Origin of the sequence: Mycobacterium sp. E183 (assembly GCF_001667735.1) — a bacterium.
In the GTDB taxonomy this organism is placed as follows: Bacteria; Actinomycetota; Actinomycetes; order Mycobacteriales; family Mycobacteriaceae; genus Mycobacterium.
Genome location: NZ_LZJN01000117.1, coordinates 38202 through 60687 on the forward strand (window position 1 = coordinate 38202; position 22486 = coordinate 60687).

General features: G+C 69.4%; 19 protein-coding genes. 18 read left to right on the forward strand and 1 reads right to left on the reverse strand.

Annotated elements, in window-relative coordinates:
• The first annotated feature begins 6 nt into the window (after positions 1 to 6).
• The 10 genes from mtrB (at position 7) to A5691_RS12640 (ending at position 13079) form a co-directional block, all read left to right on the forward strand.
• The gene (gene mtrB / locus A5691_RS12595) at positions 7 to 1680 is read left to right on the forward strand and encodes an MtrAB system histidine kinase MtrB (protein ID WP_082950280.1); all 1674 of its coding nucleotides are present in this window, start codon (positions 7 to 9) and stop codon (positions 1678 to 1680) included.
• Positions 1677 to 3437 (forward strand): MtrAB system accessory lipoprotein LpqB, encoded by a 1761-nt coding sequence (gene lpqB / locus A5691_RS12600; protein ID WP_067889432.1) that lies wholly within the window; start codon positions 1677 to 1679, stop codon positions 3435 to 3437. The genes mtrB and lpqB overlap by 4 nt, the downstream gene beginning before the upstream one ends.
• A gap of 124 nt (positions 3438 to 3561) precedes the next feature.
• Positions 3562 to 4194 carry a ComF family protein gene (locus tag A5691_RS12605; RefSeq protein WP_067759037.1) on the forward strand — a complete coding sequence of 211 codons (633 nt, stop codon included), beginning with the start codon at positions 3562 to 3564 and terminating at the stop codon, positions 4192 to 4194.
• Between the two features lie 325 nt (positions 4195 to 4519).
• On the forward strand, positions 4520 to 5188 hold the full coding sequence (gene hpf / locus A5691_RS12610; protein ID WP_067759040.1) for a ribosome hibernation-promoting factor, HPF/YfiA family: 669 nt from the start codon (positions 4520 to 4522) through the stop codon (positions 5186 to 5188).
• Between the two features lie 83 nt (positions 5189 to 5271).
• Positions 5272 to 8097 (forward strand): preprotein translocase subunit SecA, encoded by a 2826-nt coding sequence (gene secA, locus A5691_RS12615; protein ID WP_067781565.1) that lies wholly within the window; start codon positions 5272 to 5274, stop codon positions 8095 to 8097.
• 139 nt (positions 8098 to 8236) lie between these two features.
• Positions 8237 to 8977, forward strand: a complete 741-nt coding sequence (locus tag A5691_RS12620) for a hypothetical protein (RefSeq protein WP_067781562.1) — start codon at positions 8237 to 8239, stop codon at positions 8975 to 8977.
• Positions 8978 to 9010: 33 nt separating this feature from the next.
• On the forward strand, positions 9011 to 10561 hold the full coding sequence (locus tag A5691_RS12625) for an HD domain-containing phosphohydrolase (RefSeq protein WP_082950282.1): 1551 nt from the start codon (positions 9011 to 9013) through the stop codon (positions 10559 to 10561).
• 69 nt (positions 10562 to 10630) lie between these two features.
• Positions 10631 to 11386 carry a methanethiol S-methyltransferase gene (gene mddA / locus A5691_RS12630; protein ID WP_067781559.1) on the forward strand — a complete coding sequence of 252 codons (756 nt, stop codon included), beginning with the start codon at positions 10631 to 10633 and terminating at the stop codon, positions 11384 to 11386.
• Positions 11387 to 11458: 72 nt separating this feature from the next.
• A complete protein-coding gene (locus A5691_RS12635) occupies positions 11459 to 11941 on the forward strand; it encodes a cation:proton antiporter regulatory subunit (RefSeq protein WP_067759055.1) in 483 nt (160 codons plus the stop codon).
• Positions 11942 to 11945: 4 nt separating this feature from the next.
• Positions 11946 to 13079 carry a cation:proton antiporter gene (locus tag A5691_RS12640; RefSeq protein ID WP_067781553.1) on the forward strand — a complete coding sequence of 378 codons (1134 nt, stop codon included), beginning with the start codon at positions 11946 to 11948 and terminating at the stop codon, positions 13077 to 13079.
• A 30-nt stretch (positions 13080 to 13109) separates the two neighbouring features.
• On the opposite strand, the gene A5691_RS12645 is transcribed toward A5691_RS12640, so the two are convergent.
• The gene (locus A5691_RS12645) at positions 13110 to 13649 is read right to left on the reverse strand and encodes an Rv3235 family protein (protein WP_197499031.1); all 540 of its coding nucleotides are present in this window, start codon (positions 13647 to 13649) and stop codon (positions 13110 to 13112) included.
• Positions 13650 to 13833: 184 nt separating this feature from the next.
• Between A5691_RS12645 and A5691_RS12650 the strand changes: the two genes are divergently transcribed.
• From A5691_RS12650 to A5691_RS12685, 8 genes are all read left to right on the forward strand, one after another.
• Positions 13834 to 15252, forward strand: coding sequence for a wax ester/triacylglycerol synthase family O-acyltransferase (locus tag A5691_RS12650; RefSeq protein ID WP_067759060.1), 1419 nt, complete (start codon positions 13834 to 13836; stop codon positions 15250 to 15252).
• A gap of 44 nt (positions 15253 to 15296) precedes the next feature.
• The gene (gene ppk2 / locus A5691_RS12655) at positions 15297 to 16157 is read left to right on the forward strand and encodes a polyphosphate kinase 2 (protein ID WP_067759063.1); all 861 of its coding nucleotides are present in this window, start codon (positions 15297 to 15299) and stop codon (positions 16155 to 16157) included.
• Complete coding sequence (locus tag A5691_RS12660; RefSeq protein WP_156675742.1) at positions 16154 to 16657, forward strand: hypothetical protein; 504 nt, start codon at positions 16154 to 16156, stop codon at positions 16655 to 16657. The genes ppk2 and A5691_RS12660 overlap by 4 nt, the downstream gene beginning before the upstream one ends.
• A 97-nt stretch (positions 16658 to 16754) precedes the next feature.
• The gene (locus A5691_RS12665; protein WP_369807440.1) at positions 16755 to 17948 is read left to right on the forward strand and encodes a ferredoxin reductase; all 1194 of its coding nucleotides are present in this window, start codon (positions 16755 to 16757) and stop codon (positions 17946 to 17948) included.
• Between the two features lie 97 nt (positions 17949 to 18045).
• Positions 18046 to 19329 carry a fatty acid desaturase gene (locus A5691_RS12670; protein WP_067781550.1) on the forward strand — a complete coding sequence of 428 codons (1284 nt, stop codon included), beginning with the start codon at positions 18046 to 18048 and terminating at the stop codon, positions 19327 to 19329.
• A 60-nt stretch (positions 19330 to 19389) separates the two neighbouring features.
• Positions 19390 to 20451 (forward strand): AraC family transcriptional regulator, encoded by a 1062-nt coding sequence (locus A5691_RS12675; RefSeq protein WP_082950285.1) that lies wholly within the window; start codon positions 19390 to 19392, stop codon positions 20449 to 20451.
• A gap of 74 nt (positions 20452 to 20525) precedes the next feature.
• Entirely contained in the window at positions 20526 to 22016 is a 1491-nt protein-coding gene (locus A5691_RS12680; protein WP_068019069.1) for an NAD(P)/FAD-dependent oxidoreductase, read from the forward strand.
• Between the two features lie 29 nt (positions 22017 to 22045).
• A partial coding sequence (locus A5691_RS12685; RefSeq protein ID WP_067759072.1) for a hypothetical protein occupies positions 22046 to 22486 on the forward strand: 441 nt, incomplete at its 3' end.

Here is a 22486-nt window from a genome sequence, read left to right on the forward strand (position 1 = left end):
GCGTCCTTGATTTGGCGCTCGCCGCGACGGACTAGGAGCCGCTGGGGGCGTTCGGGTCCCATGACCCGCGGCATGGGTGCGGTGAGTCGCGCCGTTGCCGTCGCGTGGCGCCGGTCGTTGCAGCTGCGCGTCGTCGCGCTGACGCTCGGAATGTCACTGGCGGTGATTCTCGCGCTCGGCTTCGTGCTGACTTCTCAGGTCACCAATCGGGTGCTCGACGTCAAGGTCAAGGCGGGCATCGAACAGATCGAGCGGGCGCGAACCACCGTCGGCGGGATCGTCAGCGGCGAGGAAACCCGCTCCCTGGACAGCAGCCTGCAACTGGCCCGCAACACGCTGACGTCCAAGACCGACCCCGCGTCGGGCGCCGGGTTGGCCGGCGCGTTCGACGCGGTGCTGATCGTGCCGGGCGATGGGCCGCGCGCGGCGTCCACGGCCGGACCCGTAGACCAGGTGCCCAATTCGCTGCGCGGCTTCGTCAAGGCCGGGCAGGCGTCCTACCAGTACGCGACCGTACACACCGACGGCTTCTCCGGGCCGGCGCTGATCATGGGCACCCCCGCCTCGTCGCAGGTGGCCAACCTGGAGCTGTACCTGATCTTCCCGCTGAAGAACGAGCAGGCCACCATCACGCTGGTCCGCGGCACGATGATCACCGGCGGCGCCGTGCTGCTGGTGCTGCTCGCCGGGATCGCCCTGCTGGTGTCCCGCCAGGTGGTGGTGCCGGTGCGGTCGGCGTCGCGGATCGCCGAACGGTTCGCCGAGGGGCACCTGTCCGAACGGATGCCGGTGCGCGGCGAGGACGACATGGCCCGGCTCGCGGTGTCGTTCAACGACATGGCGGAGAGCCTGTCCCGCCAGATCACCCAGCTCGAGGAGTTCGGCAACCTGCAGCGCCGGTTCACCTCAGACGTCAGCCACGAACTCCGCACGCCGCTGACCACGGTCCGGATGGCCGCCGACCTCATCTATGACCACAGCGCCGACCTCGACCCCACCCTGGCGCGCTCCACCGAGCTGATGGTCAACGAACTCGACCGGTTCGAGTCGCTGCTCAACGACCTGCTGGAGATCTCCCGCCACGACGCGGGCGTGGCCGAATTGTCCGTCGAGGCGGTGGATTTGCGAAGCACCGTGCAAAGCGCGCTCGGCAATGTGGGCCACCTGGCCGAGGACGCCGGCATCGAGCTGCTCGTCGACCTGCCCGACGAGGAGGTGATCGCCGAGGTGGACACCCGGCGGGTGGAGCGGATCCTGCGCAACCTGATCGCCAACGCCATCGACCACGCCGAACACAAGCCGGTGCAGATCCGGATGGGCGCCGACGAGGACACCGTCGCGGTCACCGTCCGCGACTACGGGGTGGGGCTGCGGCCGGGCGAGGAGAAGCTGGTGTTCAGCCGGTTCTGGCGGGCCGACCCTTCGCGGGTGCGCCGGTCGGGCGGCACCGGCCTGGGCCTGGCGATCAGCGTCGAGGACGCGCGCCTGCACCAGGGCCGGCTGGAGGCGTGGGGCGAGCCCGGCGAGGGCTCGTGCTTCCGGCTCACGCTGCCGCTGGTCCGCGGGCACAAGGTCACCACCAGCCCGCTGCCCATGAAACCCATCCCGCCGACCGCCAACACCGGCCCGCAACCCAAAGACCGTTCGCGGCAACGCGAACACGCGGAGAGGAGCGGATGATGCGCCGGCTGCTGGGCCTGCTGATGCTGGCCTTGCTGCTGGCCGGTTGCGCGGGCGTGCCCAGCTCGTCGGCGCCGCAGGCCATCGGCACGGTCGAGCGACCCGCGCCGTCGAACCTGCCCAAGCCGACCCCCGGCATGGACCCCGACGTCCTGCTGCGCGAATTCCTCAAGGCCACAGCCGATCCCGCGAACCGGCACCTGGCGGCCCGCCAGTTCCTCACCCAGTCGGCGTCCAACGCCTGGGACGACGCCGGTAGCGCCCTGCTGATCGACCACGTGGTGTTCGTGGAAACCCGTGCCGCCGAACGGGTTTCGGCGAATATGCGGGCCGACATCCTGGGGTCGCTTTCGGACATGGGGGTGTTCGAGACCGCGGAGGGGGTACTGCCCGACCCCGGCCCGATCGAGTTGGTCAAGACCTCGGGCGGGTGGCGGATCGACCGCCTGCCCAACGGGGTGTTCCTGGACTGGCAGCAGTTCCAGTCGACGTACAAGCGCAACACGCTCTACTTCGCCGACCCGACCGGCAAGACGGTGGTGCCCGATCCGCGCTACGTGGCGGTGGCCGACCACGACCAATTGGCGACCGAGCTGGTCTCCAAGCTGATCGGCGGGCCGCGCCCCGAGATGGCGCACACGGTGCGCAACCTGCTCGCCCCGCCGCTGCGGCTGCGCGGGCCGGTGACCCGGGCCGACGGCGGCAAGAACGGGATCGGGCGCGGTTATGGGGGCGCGCGCATCGACCTGGAGAAGCTGTCCACCACCGACCCGCACAGCAGGGCTTTGCTTGCCGCGCAGATCATTTGGACGCTGGCGCGGGCCGACATCAGGGGCCCGTACGTGATCAACGCCGACGGCGCCCCGCTCGACGACCGGTTCGCGGAGGGCTGGACGACCTCCGACGTCGCCGCCACCGACCCGGGCGTCGCCGACGGCGCGGGCGCCGGGCTGCATGCGCTGGTGAACGGGTCGCTGGTCTCCCTGGACGGCCAGCACTTCGCCAATGTGCCCGGGGCCTTCGGGCGGATGGGCGACCAGACCGGCGCCGCGCTGTCGCGCAGCGGGCGACAGGTCGCGTCCGTCGTCACCCTGCACCGCGGCGCGCCGGACGAGGCGGCCTCGCTGTGGATCGGCGACCTGGGCGGCGAGGCGGTCCAGTCCGCCGACGGGCACGGCCTGACGCGGCCCAGCTGGTCGCTGGACGATGCCGTGTGGGTGGTGGTGGACGGCAACAACGTTTTGCGCGCGATCCAGGAACCGGCGTCGGGGCAGCCCGCCCGCATTCCCGTCGATTCCGTCGCCGTGTCCACCCGCTTCCCGGGTCCGATCACCGACCTGCAGCTGTCCCGCGACAGCACGCGCGCCGCGATGGTGATCGGTGGCCAGGTGATCCTGGCCAGCGTCGAGCAGACCCAGGCCGGCCAGTACGCCCTGGCCTACCCGCGGCGGCTCGGCTTCGGGCTGGGCAACTCGGTGGTGTCGCTGTCCTGGCGCACCGGTGACGACATCGTGGTGACCCGCACGGACGCCAGCCATCCGGTGTCGTACGTCAACCTCGACGGGGTGAACTCCGACGCGCCGTCCCGGGGTCTGCAGATGCCGGTGCTGACGGTCGCCGCCAACCCGTCGACGGTCTACGTCGGGGCTCCCCAAGGGGTGCTGCAGTATTCGGCGGCCGCCGCCGAAAGCCAGCAGGGGTGGTCGGAGGTGCCGGGCCTGATGGTGTTCGGGGCGGCGCCGGTCCTGCCTGGCTAGTGGCGATCGCGAGCGCGGCGGAGCCGGGCGTGGCGGGTCGCCACCGTGGGGCTAGTGGCGATCGCGAGCGCGGCGGGTCGCCACCATCACCCCGGTTGTCGGTCCCGCCGGCGACACTGACCCCGTGCTGGATCTCATCCTGCCGCTGCAGTGCGGCGGCTGCGGGGCGCCGTCGACCCGTTGGTGCGCCGCCTGCACACGGGAGCTATCGGTGGCCGCCGACCAACCCCATGTGGTGACCCCGCGCGTCGATCCGCAGGTGCCGGTGTTCGCGCTCGGCCGCTACGCGGGCGCCCGCCGCCAGGCGATCTTGGCGCTCAAGGAGCACGGCCGCACGGATCTCGTCGGGCCGTTGGCGGGGGCGCTGGCCGCCGGTGTGCACCGGCTGCTCTCCTGGGGCATCGTCGAGCTCCCGCTGACCGTCGTGCCGGCCCCGACGCGCCGTTCGGCGGCGCGCCGACGCGGCGGCGACCCGGTCACCCGGCTCGCGCGCGCGGCGGTGGCCGGCCATCCCGCGATCGCCGTCGCCCCGGCGCTGCGGATGAGGGCGCTGGTGCGCGACTCGGTGGGCCTGGGCACCGCGGCCCGCGAGCGCAACGTCGCGGGCCGGGTGCGGCTGCGGCGCGCGGCGCCGCCCACCGAGGTCTTGATCGTCGACGACATCGTCACCACCGGGGCCACGGCACGGGAGTCGGTGCGGGTACTGCGGGCGGCGGGGGTCCGGGTCACCGCAGTGCTGACGGTCGCGGCCGCGTGAGGCTGTGCGGTCGCCAAGAGTATGTGAAGAACTCGCAACAGCTCCGCGAAATCAGTGGCATGGCGAGGCGAACAAGAGCTAACGTCGAGAACAACGTTAATCGACTCACTGGTCTGACTCACTGGTCGCGACATTCCCAGGTTGAGACCCCACTCGCGGGAAGGGGTGAGTATTCGACACCTTGCATCGGCGAGCAGCCTGCAGCGGTGATTCAGGTGAAAAGACCCGCTCTCCCCACCTCGTCGGCGCGTCGTCAGCAAGCCGGGCACGCAGGGCGCGTGCGACGTGAAAGAGAAACGAGTTGTCACGTATGTCAAGGCTATCCGTGGATTCCGGTCAAATTCTCGACCAACCGCCGACGCAAACCGACGGCCAAGTTCAACCGATGACCAACGCCGAAGTCGTCTTCAAGGGCCGCAACGTAGAAATCCCCGACCACTATCGGGTGTACGTCTCCCAGAAACTCGCCCGCCTCGAGCGGTTCGATCGCTCCATCTATCTCTTCGATGTCGAGCTCAAGCACGCGCCCAACCGGCGACAGCGCAAATCGTGTCAACGCGTCGAGATCACCGCCCGCGGCCGCGGGCCGGTAAGCCGGGCGGAGGCCTGCGCCGACAGCTTCTACGCGGCATTCGAGTCCGCGGTCGACAAGCTGGAGAACCGGCTGCGCCGCGCCAAGGATCGCCGCAAGGTCCACTACGGCGACAAGACGCCGGTGTCGCTGGCCGCCGCCACCGCGGTCGTGCCGCCGCCGGCGCAGGAACGTGCGCCCGAACCGCCGGCCGAGCATGACGGCGCCGAGGCCGGCCACGAGCCCGGTCGGATCGTGCGGACCAAGGAACACCCGGCTACGCCGATGACGGTCGACGACGCGCTCTACGAGATGGAGCTCGTCGGGCACGACTTCTTCCTCTTCCACGACAAGCAGACCGAGCGGCCCTGCGTGGTCTACCGGCGGCACGCCTACGACTACGGGCTGATCAGGCTCTCCTGAGGTACGACGGCCATCACGGCGTCGTCACCTACGATGGGAGTCGCCTTAAGAGAAGAGACTCCTAACCAACAGGGGACATAGCTGTGCTGTCGAAGTTGCTGCGCCTTGGCGAAGGTCGCATGCTCAAGCGTCTCAAGCGGGTGGCTGACTACGTCAACACCCTGTCCGACGAGGTCGAAAAGCTGACCGACGCGGAGCTGCGGGCCAAGACCGACGAGTTCAAGAAGCGGCATGCCGACGGCGAAAGCCTCGACGACCTGCTGCCCGAGGCCTTCGCGGTGGCCCGCGAGGCGGCCTGGCGGGTGCTCGACCAGCGCCCGTTCGACGTGCAGGTGATGGGCGCGGCGGCGCTGCACTTCGGCAACGTGGCGGAGATGAAGACCGGTGAGGGCAAGACCCTGACCTCGGTGTTGCCGGCCTACCTCAACGGCATCGGCGGCAAGGGCGTGCACGTCGTCACCGTCAACGACTACCTGGCCAAACGCGACAGCGAGTGGATGGGCCGCGTGCACCGCTTCCTCGGTCTCGAGGTCGGCGTGATACTCGCCCAGATGACCCCCGACGAGCGCCGGGTGGCGTATGCCGCCGACATCACCTACGGCACCAACAACGAATTCGGCTTCGACTACCTGCGCGACAACATGGCGCATTCGCTCGACGACCTGGTGCAGCGCGGGCACAACTTCGCCATCGTCGACGAGGTCGACTCCATCCTGATCGACGAGGCCCGCACCCCGCTGATCATCTCCGGCCCCGCCGACGGCGCCTCCAACTGGTACCTCGAGTTCGCCCGGCTGGCGCCATTGATGGAAAAGGACGTCCACTACGAGGTCGACCTGCGCAAGCGCACCGTCGGGGTGCACGAACTGGGTGTGGAGTTCGTCGAGGATCAGCTCGGCATCGACAACCTCTACGAGGCCGCCAACTCGCCGCTGGTCAGCTACCTCAACAACGCGCTGAAGGCCAAGGAGCTGTTCAACCGCGACAAGGACTACATCGTCCGCGACGGCGAGGTGCTGATCGTCGACGAGTTCACCGGCCGCGTGCTCTACGGCCGCCGCTACAACGAGGGCATGCACCAGGCCATCGAGGCCAAGGAGCACGTCGAGATCAAGGCCGAGAACCAGACGCTGGCCACCATCACGCTGCAGAACTACTTCCGGCTCTACGACAAGCTCGCCGGCATGACCGGTACCGCTCAGACCGAGGCGGCCGAGCTGCACGAGATCTACAAGCTGGGCGTGGTGCCCATCCCGACCAACAAGCCGATGGTCCGCACCGACCAGTCCGACCTCATCTACAAGACCGAGGAGGCCAAGTACATCGCGGTGGTCGACGACGTCGTCGAGCGCTACGAGAAGGGCCAGCCGGTCCTGATCGGTACCACCAGCGTCGAGCGCTCCGAGTACCTGTCGCGCCAGTTCCAGAAGCGCCGCGTCCCGCACAACGTGCTCAACGCCAAGTACCACGAGCAGGAGGCGGGCATCGTCGCCGTGGCGGGCCGCCGCGGCGGGGTCACGGTGGCGACCAACATGGCCGGCCGCGGTACCGACATCGTGCTGGGCGGCAACGTCGACTTCCTCACCGACCAGCGGCTGCGCGAGCGCGGCCTCGACCCGGTGGAGACGCCCGAGGAGTACGAGGCGGCCTGGCACGAGGAGCTGCCCAAGGTCAAGGAGGAGGCCGGCAAGGAGGCCGCCGAGGTGGTCGAGGCCGGCGGCCTGTACGTGCTGGGCACCGAGCGGCACGAGTCGCGGCGCATCGACAACCAGCTGCGCGGCCGCTCCGGCCGCCAGGGCGACCCAGGCGAGTCCCGCTTCTATCTGTCACTGGGCGACGAGCTCATGCGCCGGTTCAACGGCGCCGCGCTGGAGGCGATGCTCAACCGGCTCAACCTGCCCGACGACGTGCCCATCGAAGCCAAGATGGTCACCCGCGCGATCAAGAGTGCCCAGACCCAGGTCGAGCAGCAGAACTTCGAGGTCCGCAAGAACGTCCTCAAGTACGACGAGGTGATGAACCAGCAGCGCAAGGTGATCTACGCCGAGCGCCGCCGCATCCTGGAGGGCGAGAACCTCAAGGAGCAGGCGCTGGACATGGTCCGCGACGTGGTCACCGCCTACGTCAACGGTGCGACCGCCGACGGCTACGCCGAGGACTGGGACCTCGAGGCGTTGTGGACCGCGCTCAAGACCCTGTACCCGGTCGGCATCGACCACGAGACGTTGATGCGCGTGGACGCCGACTCCGACCGCGACGACCTCACCCGCGAGGAGCTGCTCGACGAGCTGCTCAAGGACGCCGAACGGGCTTATGCCGCAAGGGAAGCCGAGCTGGAAGAGATCGCCGGCGAGGGCGCGATGCGCCAGCTGGAACGCAACGTGTTGCTCAACGTCATCGACCGCAAGTGGCGCGAGCACCTCTACGAGATGGACTACCTCAAGGAAGGCATCGGGCTGCGCGCAATGGCGCAGCGCGACCCGCTGGTGGAGTACCAGCGCGAGGGCTACGACATGTTCATGGCGATGCTCGACGGCATGAAAGAGGAGTCGGTCGGATTCCTCTTCAACGTCACGGTCGAGGCGGTGCCCACCCCACAGGTCGCGCCGGTGGAAACGCCGGAGGGGCTCAAGGATCTGGGAACCGCGGCGGACCAGGGCGAGGCCGTCCCGCCCGCGCGGGAAGAGCCGCCAACCCAGTTGCGCGCCAAGGGGATTGACAACGAGGCGCCGGCGATGACCTACTCCGGCCCGTCGGAGGACGGCTCGGCGCAGGTGCAACGCAACGGCGGCGACGGTCAGCGGACGCCGGCGGGCGTGGCGGGCGGCGGTTCCCGGCGCGAGCGCCGCGCGGCCGCCAGGCAGCAAGGCCGCGGCGCCAAGCCGCCGAAGTCGGTCAAGCGCCGCTAGCGCGCGCCTTTCTCGCCGAGTGTGCGGCTAGCTTCACGCTCGGCGCCGAAGGTGCGGCTCGCTTCACGCTCGCCACGGCCCGGGGATTTGAGGCAGTCGCCCCATGCGTCGACGGCACCCCCGCGCGCACGATTCCCGCATGATCACTTCGCCTTTGGCGGCCGCCACGGCCGTCCTGCAGAACCCCCGCCTGCCGTCCGGAGACGACGAACGGTTCGTCGGCTTCGGCGTGATGGGCCTTCCGTTCGCCAGCGGACACTATCTGGCGTTGCGGGTATTTCCGGCCACGTCGTTTTCGCCCGGCTATCGGTCGGTGTGGCACCGCGACCCCGACGGCGCGTGGACCTTCTACGCAACGACGCCGGGCCCGCAGAGCTGCGCCCGGTTCTTCAGCTCGGCGACGCCCAACGATGCGGTGCAGTGCGACATCGACGTCGCCTGGGTCACCCCGTGGTCGCTGTTCGTCGAGATCCCGGGATTGCTGGCCTGGCACATCGATATCGGCACCACCGCGTCCACCCGACTGATGAGCACGGTCGGCGGGCGGTTGCCGGCGCGGGCGTGGACCAACCGCGCGCTGCTGGCCGCCCTCGGCCGGGCCGCGGGCCCGACGCTGAGGGCCGGCCGGGTCCGCCTGTCCGGCACCGCGCCCAACGGGCAGCGGTTCATGATCGCCCCCGCGCAAGTGTGGGCGGTGGCGGGTTCGCGCGCGGCATGGCGCGGGGTGGACCTCGGGCCGGTCGGGCCGCTGCCGCACCAACCGCGGCTGGCCGGTTTCCGGCCGCCGCAGCGCGGCCTGTTCGTGGTGGGTTCGGGCCATTTCGAAACCTTCGACGCCGGCCGCCATCACGCCGTCGGACGCACTGTGCCAATCGGCTGACCGCGGACCGATGAGCTGGGCACAATGAGGCCCATGTCGGAGCCCGAACTGCCGACCCGGGCGGAGCTGCTGGCCGCGCTGTCGGTGGCGATCGACCTGGGTTTGGGCCAGCCCGCCGAGCACATGCTCCGGGCGGCGCTGATCGCGACCAGGCTTGCCGACCGGCTCGGGCTCGACACCGACGAACGGGATTGCACCTATTACACGACCCTGATCATGTGGATCGGCTGTCACGCCGACTCCCACGAATACGCGCGGTGGTTCGGCGACGACATCGCCGTGCGCCACGACTCGTATCTCGTCGACTGGTCCGGGCTGCCCTACCTGCGGTTCCTGGCCGGCAACGTGGGGCGCGGCCAGCCGCTGACGCACCGATTGAGCGTCATGGCAACGCTTTTCGCCAACGCGCGCGGCCACATCTCCCGCCTGATCCACTCGCATTGCACCTCGGCGGCCGTCCTGGCCGACCGAATGGGGCTGGGGCCCGACGTGCAGGCGGCCGTGGCGTTCGCCTTCGAGCGCTACGACGGCGGCGGGTTGCCCGCAGGCGCCCGGGGCGACGAGATCCCGATCCAGATGCGCATCGCTCAGCTGGCCGACATGGTCGAGGTGCACCATCGCACCTACGGCGTCGCGGGGGCCGAGGCCATGGTGCGTGATCGGCGCGGCGGGCAATTCGACCCCCAGGTCGCCGACGCCTTCCTGCGTCACGGCGAGCAGATCCTGGCCGGCCCGCAGGCCGGCGACTCCTGGGCCGCGGCACTGGCCGCCGCGCCCGATCGGGATCAGCGGCTCGACGACCGGTCGCTGGACGCCCTGCTCGTCGCCCTCGGCGACTTCGTCGACCTGAAATGCCCGTTCACCCTTGGGCATTCGCGCGCGGTCGCCCGGCTCGCCGGGGACGCCGCGCGGGCCGCGGGCGTCGACGCCGACGCGGTGGCCCTGACGCGACGCGCGGGTCACGTCCACGACCTGGGCCGCATCGGGGTGTCGAACCAGATCTGGTCCCGGGAGGGGCCGCTGACGGCCTCGGAATTCGAACGCGTGCGGCTGCACCCGTATCTGACGGTCCGCATCCTCAACCAGGTGCCCGGCCTGCGGCAGCTCGCGGAGGTCGCGGGCAATCACCATGAATGCCTGGACGGTTCGGGGTATCCGCGTGGGCTCGCCGGCTCCGCGCTCGGTCTGCCGGACCGGATCCTGGCCGCCGCGGTCTGCTATCAGTCCGCCTGCGAGCCCAGGCCGTATCGCGAGCAGATGTCGCCGGACGCGGCGGCCAGGCGGCTGCGCGGCCGGGCGCGGGCCGGTGAACTGGAATCGGTCGCCGTCGAAGCGGTGCTGCACGCGGCCGGTCAACCCGCGCAGCGGCCCAAAATGCGGCCGGACGGGTTGACCCCCAGGGAGATCGAAGTGCTGTGCCTGGTCGCGCGCGGCGCCTCCAACAAGGACATCGCGGCGTCGCTGGTGATCAGCGAGAAGACCGCCCGCAACCACGTCGAGCGCACCTACGCCAAGATCGGCGTTTCGAACCGCATCGGCGCCAGCATGTACGCGCTGCGCAACGGACTGGTCAAAAATACCTAGTGCCCCGCCCGGGGAAGATGAGGCAAACGACCTATGGTCGAGCGCTCGCACGCGGCGGACACTTAGCCCATGAAGCGATATCTGACGCTTGGTTACGGCGCCGCGGCGTACCTGCTCTTCCTCGCGGCGTTCCTGTATCTCATCGGTTTCGTGGGCAATTTCGCGGTGCCCCGAAGCGTCGATCATGGGCTCGCCGCGCCCATCGTCCAGGCCATCCCGATCAACGCGGTCCTGGTCGCCCTCTTCGGGGTGCAGCACAGCGTGATGGCCCGGCCCGCGTTCAAGCGGTGGTGGGCACGCTTCGTGCCGTCGTCGATCGAGCGCAGCACCTACGTGGTGTTCTCGAGCGTCGTGCTCGCCCTGATGTACTGGCAATGGCGGACGATGCCGACAGTCGTCTGGGAGGTGCGGATGCCGGCGGCCCGCGCGCTGCTGTGGGCGCTGTTCTGGCTCGGCTGGGCGATCGCGCTGCTGGCGACGTTCCTGATCAACCACTTCGACCTGTTCGGGCTCCGGCAGGTGTACCTGGCATCGCGCCAACAGCCTTACACCAGCGTCGAATTCCGCGTCCGGCTCCTCTACCGCGTGGTGCGGCACCCCCTGATGCTCGGGATGGGCATCGCGTTCTGGGCCGCGCCCGTCATGACGGCCGGGCATCTGTTGTTCTCGGTCGGCATGACGCTCTACATCCTGGTCGCCACCCAGCTGGAGGAGCGGGACCTGGTCGCGTCGCTGGGCCACCAATACCTCGATTACCGCCGCGAGGTGTCGATGCTTGTGCCTATTCCGCGACGCCGAGCTGCGGGGATGGCGCGGCAGGGCTGAGTCTCTAGCAGTTCCGTAGGAGGTCGGCGATCCGGCGCCCGCGCCCCCGTCCCACCTGTCAGGATTGACGGTATGGATGTCAAGGAGGTGCTGCTGCCGGGCGTCGGTCTTCGCTACGAGTTCACCGATCACAAGGGCGACCGCATCGGCATCATCGCCCGGCGAGGCGGCGATTTCGAGGTCGTCGTCTACGCCCGGGAGGATCCCGACGAGGCCCGCCCGCTCCTGCACCTCAGCGAGGAAGAGGCCGAGGTGGTGGCCGCGATCCTCGGGGCGCCCCGGATCGCCGAGCGGTTCACCGAACTGGCCCGGGAAATACCCGGGCTCGAGACCGGGCAGGTTCACATCCTGGCCGGCAGCCCGTTCGTCGACCACCCCTTGGGCGACACCCACGCCCGCACCCGCACCGGCGCCTCCATCGTCGCGATCGTGCGCAACGACGAAGTGCTCGCCTCGCCCGGGCCGGCCGAAATGCTCCATGCCCGAGACGTTTTGATTGTCATCGGAACCCAGGACGGCATCGCCGGCGTCGAGCAGATAATCGACAAAGGCTGAGCCGGTGCAAATTTCGTGGGCGCTGCTGCTACAGCTCGGCGCCCTCCTGGCCACGCTGGCCGTATTGGGCGCCGTGGCAAGGCGATTCGCTTTGTCGCCGATACCGGTCTACCTGCTCGCGGGCCTGTCCCTCGGTAAGGGCGGCATCCTGCCGTTGGACGCGGGCGGCCAGTTCATCACGACGAGCGCGCCCATCGGCGTCGTGCTGCTGCTGCTGACCCTGGGCCTGGAGTTCTCCGCGGCCGAGTTCGCCACCAGCCTGCGCCACCACCTGCCGTCGGCGGGCGTCGACATCGTGCTCAACGCGGCGCCCGGCGCGGTCGCGGGCTGGCTGCTCGGACTGGACGGCGTCGCGATCCTGTGCCTGGCCGGCGTCACCTACATCTCCTCGTCCGGTGTGATCGCGCGCCTGCTGGAGGACCTGCACCGCCTCGGTAACCGGGAGACGCCGGCGGTGCTGTCCGTGCTGGTGCTCGAGGACTTCGCGATGGCGGCCTACCTGCCGCTGTTCGCCGTGCTCGCCGCGGGCGGCGGATGGCTGCACGCGGTCGGCGGCATGGTGGTGGCGGTGGCCGCGCTGCTGGCGGCGTTCGCCGCGTCCTACCGCTGGGGCCACCACGTGGGACGGCTGGTCGAACACCCCGACTCCGAACAGCTGCTGCTCCGCGTGCTCGGCATCACCCTGATCGTGGCGGCGTTGGCCGAGTCCCTGCACGCATCCGCCGCCGTGGGCGCGTTCCTGGTGGGGCTCACGCTGACCGGCGAGACGGCGGAACGCGCCCGTCAGGTGCTGGGCCCCCTGCGGGACCTGTTCGCCGCGATCTTCTTCCTGGCGATCGGCTTTTCGGTCGACCCGCACGCGCTGATCCCGATGCTTCCGGCGGCGCTGATATTGGCCGCGGTGACGGCGGCGACCAAGGTGGCCACCGGGATCTTCGCCGCCCGGCGCGACGGGGTGGCGCGGCGCGGGCAGCTGCGGGCGGGCACGGCGCTCGTCGCCCGCGGCGAATTCTCGCTGATCATCATCGGCTTGGCCGGCACGTCGATCCCCGCGGTCGCCGCGCTGGCGACGTCGTACGTGTTCGTCATGGCGATTCTGGGTCCAGTGCTCACCCGCTACACGCCGGCGGCCCGCTGACGCCCGCGGCCGGGCCTTGATCACCGGCGGTCAACCGATGTGGAGGGCCACCACCAGCCACCGGGCGCCGGCGTCGGCGGGCATCCGCTCGACACGGCAGGCGATGGCATGGACCCGGTTCCCCCGGCTGTAGGAGCCGGACACCTCGGCGGCGGCATCCGGGTCCCGATGACCGGCCGGCTGCAGCCGCACCCGGCGCAACACCGCGGCGCCCGCGCGCCCGGTGGCCGACTGACTCACCGCGACAACGGAATCCACCAGGCTGGGCGTCAGCAAGGGGCGCAGTTGCGCGGCCGGTCGGCGGCGGTCGATGACCTCCAGCACCCGGCGCAGCGCAGCGTCGGCGAACGCCGCCGCCTGGCGCATCTGCGGCGACGTGGCCGCGCGGACCGGCTCCGCGGGTTGCCGCCCGGGCGGGTAGGGGCGGGGGCCGCGGCGGCGCAGCGGTGCCCGCGCCGATGGCCGGCACGCGGGAACGCTCGGCGGGACGTCTTGCGGGGGAGGCTCGTAGTCGACGACGGGCAGGACGGCGAAGGCGTCGGACGGACCCGCGACAGGACTGCTGTTCACCACGCACTCTCCAACTCTTCGGTCGAACCGTGAGCCCGCTGGAGAGGGGCAGGCAGTGGTCATCATGGCACAACCGCGGCCCGCGCGTACCCGCGCTCGGCCGGGACCCGTCGAGACGATTACCGTGGGCGGGGCATCTCCTTAAGCAACAGGGCGATGATTCGACGAGGAGGACTGCGCCCTTATGGTGACCCGGCTGTCCCCATCGGACGCGTCGTTTTTTCGGCTGGAAAACACGGCCACCCCGATGTACGTCGGATCGCTGTCGATCCTGCGCAAGCCGCGCGCGGGATTGAGCTATGAGACGCTGCTGGCCACCGTCGAACAACGGCTGCCGCAGATCCCGCGCTACCGGCAGAAGGTCCGGGAGGTCCGGGTCGGTTCGGCCCGCCCGGTGTGGGTCGACGACGCCGACTTCGACATCACCTATCACGTGCGGCGCTCCGCGTTGCCGTCGCCGGGCAGCGACGAACAGCTGCACGAGCTGATCGCCCGCCTGGCCGCCCGGCCGCTGGACAAGACGCGGCCGCTGTGGGAGATGTATCTGGTCGAGGGCCTGGCCAAGAACCGGGTCGCCCTGTACACGAAGTCGCATCAAGCCTTGATCAACGGCATGGCGGCGCTGGAGATCAACCACGTCATCGCCGACCGCACCAGGCGTCCCCCGGCGCTGCCCGAGGACATCTGGGTCCCGGAGCGCGACCCGGGTAACGCGCGGCTGATCTTCGGCGCCATCGGCGACTGGTTCGTGGGGCCGGGCACCCAGCTGCAGGCCGTCGGGTCGGCCGTCGGCGGCCTGGTGACCAACCATGGCGAGCTCCTCGCGGCCGGCCGGCGGGTCGTCGATTTCGCGCGGGCGGTGGCGCGCGGCACCGCGCCGAGCAGCCCGCTCAACGCCACCGTCTCGCGCCACCGGCGGTTCACGGTGGCGAGCTGCAACCTCGAGGACTACCGCACGGTGCGCGCGCGGTATGACTGCGACGTCAACGACGTGGTGCTCGCGGTGATCACCGGGGCGCTGGGCAACTGGCTGATGTCACGCGGAGTGGCGGTGTCGCCGACGGCGACGGTGCGGGCCATGGCGCCGCTGCCGGTCTACGCCGACGGCCAGCTCGACGCGACCGGCCCCGGCCAGGCCATCAGCCAGGTGACGCCCTTCCTGGTCGACCTGCCGGTGGGGGAGCCGAACGCGGTGGTGCGGCTGTCGCAGATCGCGCACGCCACCGAATCCAACCCGACGGGTGCGCGCCTGGTGGACGCCAGGACCATCGTCACCCTGTCGGGCTTCGCGCCGCCCACGCTGCACGCCATGGGTATCCGCGTCGCCACCAGCTTCCCCACCTTCTCCCGGCGGACGTTCAACCTGCTGATCACCAACGCGCCCGGGGCCCAGTCGCAGATGTATGTCGCGGGCACCAAGCTGCTGGAGACCTACTCCGTGCCGCCGTTGCTGCACAACCAGGCGCTGGCCATCAGCGTGACGTCGTACAACGGCATGCTGTATTTCGGCATCAACGCCGACCGCGAAGCGATGAGCGACGTGGAACTGCTGCCCGGCCTGTTGAGCCAATCGCTCGAGGAATTGCTGGAAGCTTCCCGGTAATTAGTCCAGGTGAAAACCTGTGGCCGGTTCTATCATTCGTTGATGTGAGCACCGCGACGAAAAGCCCCAAGGCGAAACCGGCGAAATCGGCGGAGCCGAAAGCGCCCAAGATTTCCGAAGAGGTATACCGCGCCGAATTGTTCCGCCTGCAAACGGAATTCGTGAAGCTGCAAGAGTGGGTACGGCACACCGGCCAGCGCCTCGTGGTGATCTTCGAAGGCCGCGACGGGGCGGGCAAGGGCGGCACCATCAAGCGGATCACCGAATATCTCAACCCGCGCGTCGCCCGCATCGCGGCGTTGCCCTCGCCGACGGAACGCGAACGCGGCCAGTGGTACTACCAGCGCTACATCGCCCATCTGCCCGCCAAAGGGGAGATCGTGCTGTTCGACCGGTCCTGGTACAACCGCGCCGGCGTCGAAAAGGTCATGGGATTTTGCACGCCGCAGGAGCATGCGCTGTTCTTGCGGCAGACGCCGATCTTCGAGCAGATGCTGATCGACGACGGGATACTGCTGCGCAAATATTGGTTCTCGGTCTCCGCTAACGAGCAGCTGCGCCGGTTCAAGGCGCGCCTGAGTGACCCTGTGCGGCAATGGAAACTCAGCCCGATGGACACCGAGTCGCTGTATCGGCGGGAGGACTATTCACGCGCCAAGGACGAAATGATGGTGCACACCGACACCCCCGTCAGCCCTTGGTACGTCGTGGAATCGGATATCAAGAAGCATGCGCGGCTGAACATGATGGCGCATCTGCTGGCTACCATCGAATACCACGACGTCGAGCGGCCCCACGTCAAACTGCCCAAGACCCCGGTGGTGAGCGGGAACTACCAGCGCCCGCCGCGTGAGCTGTCCAAGTACGTCGACGACTACGCGGCCACACTGATGGGGGATACGTGACGCTGGTCTACATCCCGGCCACGCTGGCCATGTTGCAGCATCTGGTCGCCGACGGCTCGTTGATGCCCGTCAACGGCACCGCGTTCGCGCTGACGCCGACGTTGCGGGAGTCCTACGCCGAGGGTGACGACGACGAACTCGCCGAGGTCGCGCTGCGCGAGGCCGCGCTGGCGTCGCTACGCCTGCTGGCCGAATCGGAAGCGGAGGGGGGCTTGCCGCCGCGGCGCGCGGTGCTGGCCGCCGAGGTCGGCGACGTCACCTTCCGTCCCGACCTCGACGACGCCGTGGTGAGGCTCGGCGCGCCCGTCGCACTCGACGAAGTGGTCGCCGCCTACGTCGACAACGCGGCGGCCGAGCCGGATGTGACGAAGGCCATCGAGGTCATCGACGCCGCCGACTTGGGTGACGAGGACGCCGAGCTGGTAGTCGGTGACGCTCAGGACCACGATCTGGCCTGGTACGCAAACCAGGAGCTGCCGTTCCTGCTCGAGCTGCTCTGACGCCGAATGTGACGCGTTCGGGGCGTGCCACCCTGGCTACGCAACCGTAGGTTACGGTACCGTAGGTTTCGTGAGGCCCCAGGAATCGACCACAATGGTGAGCGCAACCAAGACGCCGCGTAGTGAGCAGGAGCTTCCGCTGGGCAGACGTAACCCCGCTATCAAGGGCAACGTCGTCGAGACCAAGCGACCCGTTGTCGCGGGCGCGGACCGGCATCCCGGCTGGCACGCGCTGCGCAAGATCGCCGCGCGCATCACCACACCGTTGCTGCCCGACGACTACCTGCACCTGGCGAACCCCCTGTGGTCCGCGCGAGAACTGCGGGGCCGCATCCTCGAGGTGCGCCGCGAGACGGAGGATTCCGCGACCCTGGTGATCAAGCCGGGGTGGGGCTTCGACTTCGACTACCAGCCGGGTCAGTACATCGGGATCGGCCTGCTGGTCGACGGACGCTGGCGCTGGCGGTCGTATTCGCTGACGTCCAGCCCTGCCGCAACGTCCGGATCCGGCTCCGCGCGCACCGTCACCATCACCGTCAAGGCGATGCCCGAGGGTTTCCTCTCGACCCACCTGGTGGCCGGCGTCGCGCGCGGGACCATCGTCCGGCTGGCCGCGCCCCAGGGCAACTTCGTGCTGCCCGACCCGGCGCCGTCGTCGATCCTGTTCCTCACCGCCGGATCCGGGATCACGCCGGTGATGTCGATGCTGCGAACCCTGCTGCGGCGCAACCAGATCGGTGACATCACGCACGTGCATTCGGCGCCCACCGAATCCGACGTGATGTTTCGCGCCGAGCTGGCCACGCTCGCGGCCGAGCACCCGGGCTACCGACTGAAGCTGCGGGAGACCCGCTCGCAGGGCCGGCTCGACCTCGCCCTGCTCGACCACGAGGTGCCGGACTGGCGCGAACGCCACACCTGGGCCTGCGGGCCGGAGGGCATGCTGGCCCAGGCCGAGAAGATCTGGTCGGCCGCGGGCATCGGCGACCGGCTGCACCTGGAGCGGTTCGCGGTGTCCAAGGCCGCGCCGGCCGGCGCGGGCGGAACGGTCACCTTCGCGCAGAGCGGCCGCGCCGTCGCCGCCGACGCCGCCACGTCGTTGATGGACGCGGGGGAGGGGGCCGGCGTGCAGATGCCGTTCGGCTGCCGAATGGGTATATGTCAGTCGTGCGTGGTGGGTCTGGTGGAAGGTCACGTTCGCGACCTGCGCACCGGCGTGGAACACGATCCGGGCACCCGGATTCAGACGTGTGTCTCGGCCGCCTCGGGCGACTGCGTGCTCGACATCTAAAGGCTACTCACAGGTAACCTACGGGTTCGTAGGTTACGATAGCGTAGGTCTTGACCTGTTCAGGACGGACAAATCAAACCGTAGGGAGAAGAAGACGATGGCGATCACCGACGTCGACGTATTCGCCCATCTGACGGACGCCGACATCGAAAACCTGGCCGTTGAGCTGGACGCCATCCGCCAGGACATCGAAGACTCGCGCGGCGAGCGGGACGCCCACTACATCCGCCGCACCATCGCGGCCCAGCGTGCGCTGGAGGTATCCGGCCGGCTGCTGCTGGCCGCCAGTTCTCGCCGCTCGGCCTGGTGGGCCGGCACCGTAACGCTGGGCGTGGCCAAGATCATCGAGAACATGGAGATCGGCCACAACGTCATGCACGGCCAGTGGGACTGGATGAACGACCCCGAGATTCACTCCTCGACGTGGGAGTGGGACATGAGCGGGTCGTCCAAGCACTGGCGCTACACCCACAACTTCGTGCACCACAAGTACACGAACATCCTCGGGATGGACGACGATGTCGGCTACGGCCTGCTGCGCGTCACCCGCGACCAGCGCTGGAAGCGCTTCAACATCTTCAACCTGGTCTACAACACCATGCTGGCGCTGCTCTTCGAGTGGGGCGTCGGCCTGCAGCACGTGGAGATCGGCAAGATCGTCAAGAAGCGGATGGAGCACGACGACGCCCGGCAGCGGGTCGACGAGTTCCTGGCCAAGGCCGGCCGGCAGGTGGTGAAGGACTATGTCGCGTTCCCGGCGCTGACCGCGCTGTCGCCCGGCGCCACGTACCGATCCACGCTGAAGGCCAACGCGGTGGCCAACATCATCCGCAACGTGTGGGCCAATGCGGTCATCTTCTGCGGCCATTTCCCCGATGGCGCAGAGAAATTCACCAAGACCGACATGATCGGCGAAACCAAGGGGCAGTGGTACCTGCGCCAGATGCTGGGCAGCGCCAACTTCGAGGCGGGGCCTGCGCTGCGGTTCATGAGCGGCAACCTGTCCCACCAGATCGAGCACCACCTGTTCCCGGACCTGCCGAGCAACCGATATGCGGAGATCGCGGTGCGGGTGCGCGAAATCTGCGACAAGTACGACCTGCCCTACACGACCGGGTCGTTCCTGGTGCAGTACGGCAAGACGTGGCGCACGCTGGCCAAGCTGTCGCTGCCGAACAAATACCTGCGCGACGACGCCGACAATGCGCCGGAAACCCGCAGCGAGCGGATGTTCGACGAGCTGGGGCCCGAATTCGCGGGCACCGACCCGGAGACCGGCCGCCGGCGCGGGCTGAAGACCGCCATCGAGACCGTGCGCGGCTGGCGGCGCGGCAAGCGCGCGCAACGCGACGCGCGGCGCGCGGACGACTTGGCGGCCTAGCGCAGCGCGTGCGGACGCGGTGTGGCCGCCGTCCCGCGCTCGTTCGCCATACTGGGATGCGTGCAGGTGTTCGTCGGATCGCACGTGTCGCACTGGGATTTCCCGCGCAGCATGGCCAGCGTCGCGTTGATGGCCGAATTCGGTTGCGCGAATGGCATTGCCATGGCGGACGTGCTCAACGGGACCGGCCTGACGGAGGCCGACCTGCGCGACCACAACCGGATGATCGTCGGGCGTCAGGAGCTGGCGGTCGTCACGAACCTGGTGAACCTGCTGGGTGAAGCCGCCGACCTGGGGACGCGCGTCGGCGGCGGCTATCACGTCGGATCGCTGGGCATCTTCGGTTTCGCCTGCCTGACCAGTTCGACACTGGGCGACGCCGTCCGGTTCGCTGCCCGGTTCTACGAACTCAGCTACGGCTTCTGCCTGCCGACCGTCACGGTGGACGGGCCGGTGGCGGCGCTGCGGCTCGACCTGCCCGACGTGACCGGCCCGGTCGCGGAGTTCCTGGTCCGGCGCGACCTGGCGGCCATCGCCCAGGTCATGGCGGAGCTGCTCGGCCGTGCGGTCCCGTTCACCTCGATCGAGTTCACCGGTCCGGCGCCGTCCTCGGATGCCCTGGCCTGCAAGGCATTCGGCGTGACCCCGCATTACGATGCGCCGGCGAACGTGGCGCGCTGGCCGGCCGAACTGCTGGACAACCCGCTGCCGCAGGCCAGCGAGATCAGCGTGGCCATGTGCGAGCAGCAGTGCCGCGCCCTGTTGGAGCGGCGCCGGGCGCGGACCGGTGTCGCCCGGCAAGTCCGTGAGCGGCTGGCCTCGGTCGACGGCGAACCGCACACCATCGGGGCGGTCGCCCGGCAGCTGGCGATGAGCGAGCGGACGCTGCGGCGGCGGCTGGCCGAGGAGAACACGACCTTTCGGGACCTCCTCGAGGAGGTGCACCGGGTCCTCGCCGAGGAGCTGTTGGCGACGGGCGCGCTGTCGGTGGACGACGTCGCGTTGCGGCTTGGCTACGCGGAGGCGACGAGCTTCATCGCCGCGTTCAAGCGGTGGACGGGCACGACTCCCGCGCGCTACCAGCGGTCGGTCGCGCCGCGCGGGCGGTTGGTCGCCGTCTGATCGTGGCCGGAATTATGGATTTGCCGACCGCAATCGGTTGCCGGTGACGGGCGCCCCGGGCCTACTTTTCATTTATGACTTCGACTCGTCCTCGCGTATTGGTCATCGGGGCCGGCTTCGGTGGCCTCGCCGCCGCCTACGAGCTGTCCCGGGATGGCCTGGCCGACGTGACGGTGCTGGAGAAGGCCGAGGACATCGGCGGTGTGTGGCGGGAGAACACCTACCCCGGTGCCGCCTGCGACGTGCCGTCGAACTTGTACTCGTACTCCTTCGCCCGCAAGACCGACTGGGGGCGGCGGTATGCCGAGCAGGCGGACATCCTCGGCTACATCCACGACACCGCCGACCGGTTCGGCCTTCGCGAGCTGGTGCGCACCGGGGTCGAGGTCACGTCGGCGGCCTTCGACGACGGCACCGCCACGTGGCGGGTCGAGACCTTGTCCGGCGAGATCTACGAGGCCGACGTGCTGGTGCCCGCGGTGGGGCAGTTGTCGCGGCCGGCGCTGCCGAACATCCCGGGCCTGGATACGTTCGCGGGTCCCTCTTTCCATTCGGCGCAGTGGCGCCACGACGTCGACCTGGCCGGCAAGCGCGTCGCCGTCCTCGGCACGGGCGCATCCGCCATCCAGTTCGTCCCGCGCATCCGCCAGACCGCGCAGCGCGTCATCGTGTTTCAGCGGTCAGCGCCCTACATCGTCCCCAAGCCGGACCGCGCCTACACCGGCGCGCACCACGCCGCGTTCGCCAAGGCGCCCGGCTTCGCCTCCGCCATGCGAGGCCTGATCTGGGAGATCTCGGAGTTCTTCGGCCTCGCGCTGACCAAGGTCGCCCCGCTCGCCCGGCTGGTGGGCGTCGCCGCATCGGCAAACCTCAAGTGGCACATCAAGGATCCGGTGCTGCGGGCGAAGCTGACCCCCGACTACCCGATCGGCTGCAAGCGCGTGCTGTTCAGCAATGACTGGTACCCGGCGCTGGCCAGCGACAACGTCGACGTCGAGACCGGCGCGATCACCGAGGTGACGGCCACCGGGGTGCGCACCGCCGACGGCAGGCTGCACGAGGTCGACGTCATCGTCTACGGCACGGGGTTCAAGGCCACCGAATTCCTGGCCCCGATGACGATCACCGGCCGCGACGGTCGGGACCTGCAGTCCGAGTGGGCGGAAGGCGCGCGCGCCCATCTGGGCATGGCCGTGCCGGGCTTCCCGAACATGTTCCTGATCTATGGCCCGAACACCAACCTGGGCAGCAGCTCGATCATCCTGATGATGGAGCAGCAGGCCCGCTACATCCGCCAGGTCACCGAAGAGCTCGCCCGCGGGGGTGTGGTCCGCGCGTTCGAGGTTCGGCGCGCCGCGGAGCAGGCCTACGACGCCGAGGTCCAGGCCCGGCTCGACGCCGGCGTGTGGACCTCGTGCGACTCCTGGTATCGCGCCGCATCGGGCCGGGTCACCACCAACTGGCCCGGGCTGGTGCACGAATATCAGCGCCGCACAAGGGCGGTCGCGTTCGCCGACTACCTGGAGGTGTTGCCCAAACCGGTGGCCGAGGAGATCAGCGCCTGACCCGGAGCCGCCGGGACTACGCTCAAGGCATGCTCGCAGCGTTCGGATTCGAAACCATGGGTGTCGTCGTCGGCGACATGTTCTTCGTCGACCCGCGCCCGCTGGAAGGTCAGGAAACCCCGGAGCGGGGCGTCCGGCTGGAACTGCGGATTGTCGACCGGGACGAGCCGCAAGGGTCGATCTACGCCGGCGTCCCGATCGGCTTCAACCGCCCGGTGTGGCGGGTGGATCTGTTCGGCTCCACCGAAAGCCCGCCCGGGACCCTGGACCGGGCCCATCACCACCCGAAGTTCGACGGGTGGGAGCCCGGGCGACGGCACTTCGTCCCCGAGCTGTCGGCCGACCCGGTCGCCTGGCTGACCGATCAGCTCGCCGACCCGGCCGCCGTGCTGGCCCGGGCGGGGGTCGATCCCGACCAGGTCCCCGAAGCCGACAAGGCCGGCCTGGCCGCGTCCGCACCGGAGATCGTC

Bases quoted from the DNA above. Each gene is read 5' to 3' on its own strand.
- lpqB (WP_067889432.1), top strand. From the start codon at position 1,677: ATGATGCGCCGGCTGCTGGGCCTGCTGATGCTGGCCTTGCTGCTGGCC.
- A5691_RS12620 (WP_067781562.1), top strand. From the start codon at position 8,237: ATGATCACTTCGCCTTTGGCGGCCGCCACGGCCGTCCTGCAGAACCCC.
- A5691_RS12625 (WP_082950282.1), top strand. From the start codon at position 9,011: ATGTCGGAGCCCGAACTGCCGACCCGGGCGGAGCTGCTGGCCGCGCTG.
- mddA (WP_067781559.1), top strand. From the start codon at position 10,631: ATGAAGCGATATCTGACGCTTGGTTACGGCGCCGCGGCGTACCTGCTC.
- A5691_RS12635 (WP_067759055.1), top strand. From the start codon at position 11,459: ATGGATGTCAAGGAGGTGCTGCTGCCGGGCGTCGGTCTTCGCTACGAG.
- A5691_RS12650 (WP_067759060.1), top strand. From the start codon at position 13,834: ATGGTGACCCGGCTGTCCCCATCGGACGCGTCGTTTTTTCGGCTGGAA.
- A5691_RS12670 (WP_067781550.1), top strand. From the start codon at position 18,046: ATGGCGATCACCGACGTCGACGTATTCGCCCATCTGACGGACGCCGAC.
- A5691_RS12680 (WP_068019069.1), top strand. From the start codon at position 20,526: ATGACTTCGACTCGTCCTCGCGTATTGGTCATCGGGGCCGGCTTCGGT.